Here is a 6,000-nt window from a genome sequence, read left to right on the forward strand (position 1 = left end):
GCCGGACAACTCGCAACGAGCGGTGGCGTGGCGAGAGGGCGCGGGAGGCGCCGTGAGGGGACGAGGGACGGGAGCGGGCCGGGGTCTCAGAGGCCGAGCGGGGGGCGGGCCGGGGTCTCAGAGGCCGAGCGGGCGGCGCGGCAGCGGCGACGAGTACACCACGCTCGTCGTCACCGAGCCCAGTGTGCTGATCTTCCCCGACACCTCCTCCAGGTGGCGCATCGAGCGGGCCGCGACCTTGATGACGAAGCAGTCGTCCCCCGTGACGTGGTGCGCCTCCAGGATCTCCGGAGTCGTGCCCACCAGGTCGTGGAACGGCTTGTAGTTGCCGCTCGGGTAGCGCAGGCGCACGAACGCGAGGATCGGCAGCCCGAGGCTCTCCGGGTCCACGACGGCCGCGTAGCCGCGGATGACGCCCGCCTCCTCCAGGCGGCGCACCCGCTCGGTGACGGCGCTCGGGGACATGGAGACGGCACGGGCCAGCTCGGCGAAGCTCGCCCTGCCCTCCCGTTGGAGGACGTCGAGGATGCGCCAATCCGTGGCGTCCGGGGAATACGCGGTCATGGACGAGAAATAGCAGGGGATTCCCCGGCCGATCAAGTACGAGACCGGGGATCGTCACTTCAGGGCGGGGTTCGGCGGCCGTAGATTTCCGGTCATGGAGTTCCGCACGGCCGGTGCGGGGGAGTCACCGGCCCCGATGCCCACGGGGCATCGGCTCGGCGCCGGCAGGGTGCCGACAGGGCGGAACCTGGAGGGAAGGCAACACGATGACCACTGCCGGCCGCACGACGCCCGCCGGAACTCTCGACGTCACGGCTTCCGCCGGAGCCGGGGCCGGGACCGGGGGCGATACGACGACGACCGACGGGGCCGGTGCCGGTGCCGGTGCGACCGACGGTGCCGGGGTCCGGACCGGTGGCGGTGAGCCCGGCGTCGAGGCCGTGAACCCCGTGCTGCGCGTGCCGCCCGCCTCGCCCGCCGAGGCCGCCGCCCACTTCGGCGCGAGCCTCGCCTTCCACGCCGACGTCTCGGACGTCGCCGCCGCGCTGGCCCAGGCACGGGAATCCGGCCTTCCCGGGTTCCCGGGGTTCGTCGTGGTCGACTCGCGCTCGACCGAGTCCTGGGACCAGGGCCATGTGCCCGGCGCGGTCCACCTGCCGACCGCGCTCGTCGCCGAGCAGGCGGAGCGGCTTCTCGACAAGGCCGTGCCGGTCGTCACCTACTGCTGGGGTCCGGGCTGCGACGGCGCCACCCGTGCCGCTCTCGCGCTCGCCCAACTGGGCTTCCAGGTCAAGGAGATGCTCGGCGGATTCGAGTACTGGGTGCGTGAGGGCTTCGAGTTCGAGACCTGGGAGGGCCACGCGGTGCGCCAGGCCGACCCGTTGACGGCACCCGTGGGGGCGGAGGACTGCGGCTGCTGACCCCGGCAGGACTCAGTCGCGTATCACCTGCGCCGAAGGCAAAGGAATCGTCAATTCCGTGTCGTCCCGGCGTGTATTTTCTGCGCATGGCCAGATACACGCGCCCCCGTTCGACCGAGTGGGTCGAGTCGGGCGGCGGACCGCTCATAGCGATACCGGACGTGGTGCTGCCGTTCTGGTCGGGCGCCCGCGGCGACGAACTGGCCTGCGACCACGACCGGGCGTTCGAGGTGGACGGCCTCATCGGCCTGCTGCCCGTGGGGAACCTGACCGCTCTCGTACTCGGCGACGATCCCGCCGCGACCACCTACCTGCCGGAGCACGGCACCTTCGTACGCTCGCCGTCCGGGGTGTCCGGGGTGTCCGGGGCGTCCGGGCGAGCGGTGCCGGCCGGGGTCGCGGCCGCCCTGACCACCGCGGTGTGGGCGCGCGAGCTGGAGTGGCGGGTCCCCGGGCCGGTGGTGCTGTTCGACGCCGCGTGGCCCGGGGACCAGTCGGCGAAGACGGGCCATCTGCGGATCGACCTGCGCCCGGGCCGGTACGCGGTCCGCGCGGCCCGTACCGAACCGGGGCCCGGCGCCTGGACCGGACTCGTACAGCTCAGGCATCTGGGACCCTGACCCGCTCGACCGCCCGTACGCGGGCGCGGTCGAGCGGACCGGAAGGGTCAGAGCTTCGACAGCTCGTCCACCAGGTCGTCCAGCCCCAGCGAACCCTGCGACAGCGCCGCCATGTGCCAGGCCTTCGCGTCGAAGGCGTCGCCGTGCCGGCGGCGGGCGTTCTCGCGGCCCAGCAGCCAGGCGCGCTCGCCGAGCTTGTAGCCGATGGCCTGGCCGGGGATCGAGAGGTAGCGGGTCAGCTCGCTCTCCACGAAGTCCGCCGGGCGGCTGCTGTGGGCGCCGAAGAACTCCTGCGCCAGCTCCGGGGTCCACCGCCCGCCCGGGTGGAAGGGCGAGTCCGCGGGGATCTCCAGCTCCAGATGCATGCCGATGTCGACGATGACGCGGGCCGCGCGCATCATCTGGGCGTCCAGGTAGCCGAGGCGCTCCTCCGCGTCCTTGAGGTAGCCGAGCTCGTCCATCAGGCGCTCCGCGTACAGCGCCCAGCCCTCGCAGTTCGCGCTGACACCGCCGATGGTCGCCTGGTAGCGGGAGAGGTTCTCCGCGACGTGCGCCCACTGCGCGAGCTGGAGGTGGTGCCCGGGCACGCCCTCGTGGTACCAGGTCGACACGAGGTCGTACACCGGGAAGCGCGTGAGTCCCATGGTCGGCAGCCATGTGCACCCGGGGCGTGAGAAGTCCTCCGAGGGCGGTGTGTAGTAGGGGGCCGCCGCGCTGCCGGGCGGGGCGATCCGCGACTCCACCTTCCGTACCCGCTCGGCGAGTTCGAAGTGGGTGCCGTCCAACTCCTCGATGGCCCGGTCCATCAGGCCCTGGAGCCATGCGCGGACCTCGTCGACCCCCTCGATGTGCCGGCCGTGCTCGTCGAGGTGGGCGAGTGCCACCCACGGGGTCCCGGCGCCCGGGAGGACCTTCTCGGCCTCCTCGCGCATCTCGGCGAGCAGCCGGTGGTACTCGGACCAGCCGTAGGCGTACGCCTCGTCCAGGTCGAGGTCCGTCCCGTTGAAATAGCGGGACCAGCGCGCGTACCGCTCACGCCCCACGGTGTCGGGACCGCCCTCGATCGCGGGCGCGTACACGTCGCGCATCCAGTCGCGCAGCCCGGTGACCGCGGCGGTCGCCGCCCGGGCCGCCTCGTCGAGTCCGGCGCGCAGCGCGTCGGGTCCGGTCGACACGAAGTCCTCGAACCAGCCTCGGCCCGAACCGTCCGTGTCCGACCACTCGGTGAGCTGCTCGACGAACGTCGCGGTGGGGCGCGGGCCCGCGTGGAGCTTGCGCTCCAGGCCCAGGGAGAGCGAGGCGCGGTAGCCCTCGAACGCCGCGGGCACCGCCCGCAGCCGCTCGGCGATCGCGGCCCAGTCCTCGTCCGTCTCCGTGGGGGTCACGGTGAACACCTCGCGCACGGCGTGAGCCGCCGTGTGCATGTTGCCGACGGCCCGCAGGCCCTCGTCGGCGTCGTGCACGGCGAGTTCGGCGGTGAGCCGCTCGCGCAGCAGGCGTCCGCACCGGCGCTCGATGTCGCTGTCCGCGCCCGGCAGACGCTCCGCCTCGTCGAGCCGCGCGAGGGTCGCCCGCGCCAGCCGTGCGAGTGCTTCCTGACCGGCGGGCGAGGTGTCGGGCAGCTTGCTCGAACACTCCTTCACGCCGAGATACGTGCCGGTGATCGGGTCGAGGGCGATGAGCTCGTCGACATAGGCGTCGGCGACCTCGCGGGGCAGCACGTTCTTCGTCTCTGACATGCGGCCATCCTCATACGGGGAGGTCGTGCGCGTCAGCCGGATTCCGCCGCGCCCGGGCCGGTGGCCGGACCCGCGCCCGCTGCCGGACCGTGCCCCGCGACCGGGCCCGCTCCCGCCGCCGCACCCGAGCGGGGGCCGGGCGGCAGCAGGGGGCCGCAGTCCCACTGCTGGAAGATCAGGCGGGTCTCGACGCGCGCCACCTCGCGGTGCGCGGTGAACTCGTCGAGGACGAGGCGCTGGAGGTCCGCCATGTCCGCGACCGCGACGTGCACGAGGTAGTCGTCCGGGCCCGTGAGGTGGAACACCGTGCGCGATTCGGGCATCGCCCTGATCCGCTCCACGAACGGTCCGACCAGCTCCCGCCGGTGCGGCCGGACCTGCACGGACAGCAGGGCCTCCAGACCGCGCCCCAGCTTGGCCGGATCGAGCCGCAGCTGATGCCCGAGGATCACCCCGGACCTGCGCAGCCGGGTCACCCGGTCGAGACACGTGGAGGGCGCGACCCCGATCTGGGCCGCGAGGTCTCGGTAGGTGGTCCGGGCGTCGTTCTGCAGCAACCGCAGAAGACGGAGGTCCACCGGGTCCAGTACGACGGATTCGGCCATGGGCCGAACGTAACACGGGATTCTCCGCCAACGCCCCGCTCGGTGTTCAGGCTGTGGCCATGGATTTCGGCAGCTTTGATGTGCACGCGATGAAGCGTGACCACGCAGACGGAACCGGCCGGGTCGCGGGGCTCCGCGGCGGCGCGCCGAGGGCTCTGGCCACCGAGGCCGTACACGCCGGGCGGGACGACCTCGCCGGCCAGGGCCTGCACGCCCCGCCGATCGACCTGTCCACGACCTACCCGTCGTACGACAGCCGGGGCGAGGCCGCCCGCATCGACGCCTTCGCCACGGACGGGGCCGAACCGGACGGGCCGCCCGTCTACGCCCGGCTCGGGAACCCGACCGTCTCCCGTTTCGAGACGGCCCTCGCGCGGCTGGAGGGCACCGAGAGCGCGGTCGCCTTCGCCAGCGGCATGGCCGCGCTCAGCGCCGTCCTGCTCGTACGGAACTCCATGGGCCTGCGCCACGTCGTGGCCGTGCGGCCGCTGTACGGATGCAGCGACCACCTGCTGACCGCGGGGCTGCTCGGGTCCGAGGTGACCTGGGTGGACCCGGCGGGCATCGAGGCGGCCCTGCGGCCGGACACCGGACTGGTGCTGGTCGAGTCGCCCGCCAACCCGACTCTCGCGGAGATCGACCTGCGGGCCGTGGCGCACGCCTGCGGGAGCGTCCCGCTGCTGGTCGACAACACCTTCGCCACACCGGTGCTGCAGCGCCCCGCGGAGCAGGGCGCGCGGCTCGTGCTGCACAGCGCCACCAAGTACCTGGGCGGGCACGGCGACGTGATGGCGGGTGTCGTCGCCTGCGACGAGGAGTTCGCGGGACGGCTGCGGCAGGTCCGGTTCGCCACGGGCGGTGTGCTGCACCCGCTCGCCGGCTACCTGCTGCTGCGCGGGCTGTCGACGCTGCCCGTACGGGTGCGCGCAGCCTCCGCGAACGCCGCCGAGCTGGTCGATCGGCTCGCCGCCGACCCCCGCGTGGCCCGCGTGCACTATCCCCGCATCGGCGGCGCGATGGTCGCCTTCGAGGTCGAGGGCGATCCGCACGCGGTGATCGCGGCCGTCCGCCTCGTCACGCCGGCGGTGAGTCTCGGCAGCGTCGACACCTTGATCCAGCATCCCGCGTCGATCAGCCACCGCATCGTGGACGCCGACGACCGCCGGGGGAGTGGCGTCGGCGACCGGCTGCTGCGGCTGTCGGTCGGCCTGGAGGACGTGGACGACCTCTGGGCCGACCTCGACCAGGCCCTGGAGGCGGGGCACGCGGCCGTGTCCGGCGAGGTCTCTCGCGAGGCCGTCGCGGAGCGGTAGGCGGTAGGCGGGCGACGGTAGGCGGTAGGCGGTAGGCGGGCGGCGCCGGGGGCGGTGGCCGCCCGCGGGGGTGCTCGCTGAGGGCGGGCGTGCAAGTACGGGCGGGTGTGGGCGCCGGGGCCACGGGGGTGTGCCGGTGTGCGACCCGCCCGTGCTGTCCGGGCCCGTGGTGAGCGGGACCGGTACGGCCACCGGTACAGCCACCGGTACAGCCACCGGCGCGGGCTGCCGTGGCGGTTGCCGTGGCCGTCCGGGTCATGGTGCCGGATGCGGTGCGGGTCCGGGACCGCGGCGTGGGT

The 6,000-nt window shown here is 73.5% G+C and carries 6 protein-coding genes; 3 read left to right on the plus strand and 3 right to left on the minus strand.

All coding sequences use genetic code 11. The annotated features are described in order from the left end of the window. Positions 1 to 117 precede the first annotated feature (117 nt). On the minus strand, positions 118 to 564 hold the full coding sequence (locus IE265_RS19295) for an Lrp/AsnC family transcriptional regulator (protein WP_190036867.1): 447 nt from the start codon (positions 562 to 564) through the stop codon (positions 118 to 120). Positions 565 to 944: 380 nt separating this feature from the next. Here IE265_RS19295 and IE265_RS19300 point away from each other — a divergent pair, with 380 nt between their 5' ends. Next, positions 945 to 1,424, plus strand: coding sequence for a rhodanese-like domain-containing protein (locus IE265_RS19300; protein WP_190036984.1), 480 nt, complete (start codon positions 945 to 947; stop codon positions 1,422 to 1,424). Positions 1,425 to 1,510: 86 nt separating this feature from the next. Further along, a complete protein-coding gene (locus IE265_RS19305; RefSeq protein WP_190036868.1) occupies positions 1,511 to 2,044 on the plus strand; it encodes an Imm21 family immunity protein in 534 nt (177 codons plus the stop codon). Between the two features lie 47 nt (positions 2,045 to 2,091). Here the strand turns inward: IE265_RS19305 and IE265_RS19310 are convergent, their stop codons facing one another. After that, the gene (locus IE265_RS19310; RefSeq protein ID WP_190036869.1) at positions 2,092 to 3,783 is read right to left on the minus strand and encodes a DUF885 domain-containing protein; all 1,692 of its coding nucleotides are present in this window, start codon (positions 3,781 to 3,783) and stop codon (positions 2,092 to 2,094) included. A 32-nt stretch (positions 3,784 to 3,815) separates the two neighbouring features. Further along, a complete protein-coding gene (locus tag IE265_RS19315) occupies positions 3,816 to 4,388 on the minus strand; it encodes an Lrp/AsnC family transcriptional regulator (RefSeq protein ID WP_229916290.1) in 573 nt (190 codons plus the stop codon). Positions 4,389 to 4,477: 89 nt separating this feature from the next. On the opposite strand from IE265_RS19315, the gene IE265_RS19320 reads away from it, so the two are divergent. After that, positions 4,478 to 5,701, plus strand: coding sequence for a trans-sulfuration enzyme family protein (locus IE265_RS19320; protein WP_190036985.1), 1,224 nt, complete (start codon positions 4,478 to 4,480; stop codon positions 5,699 to 5,701). Positions 5,702 to 6,000: the final 299 nt, after the last annotated feature.

The sequence above is a fragment of the Streptomyces fructofermentans genome, assembly GCF_014651055.1.
In the GTDB taxonomy this organism is placed as follows: Bacteria; Actinomycetota; Actinomycetes; order Streptomycetales; family Streptomycetaceae; genus Streptomyces; species Streptomyces fructofermentans.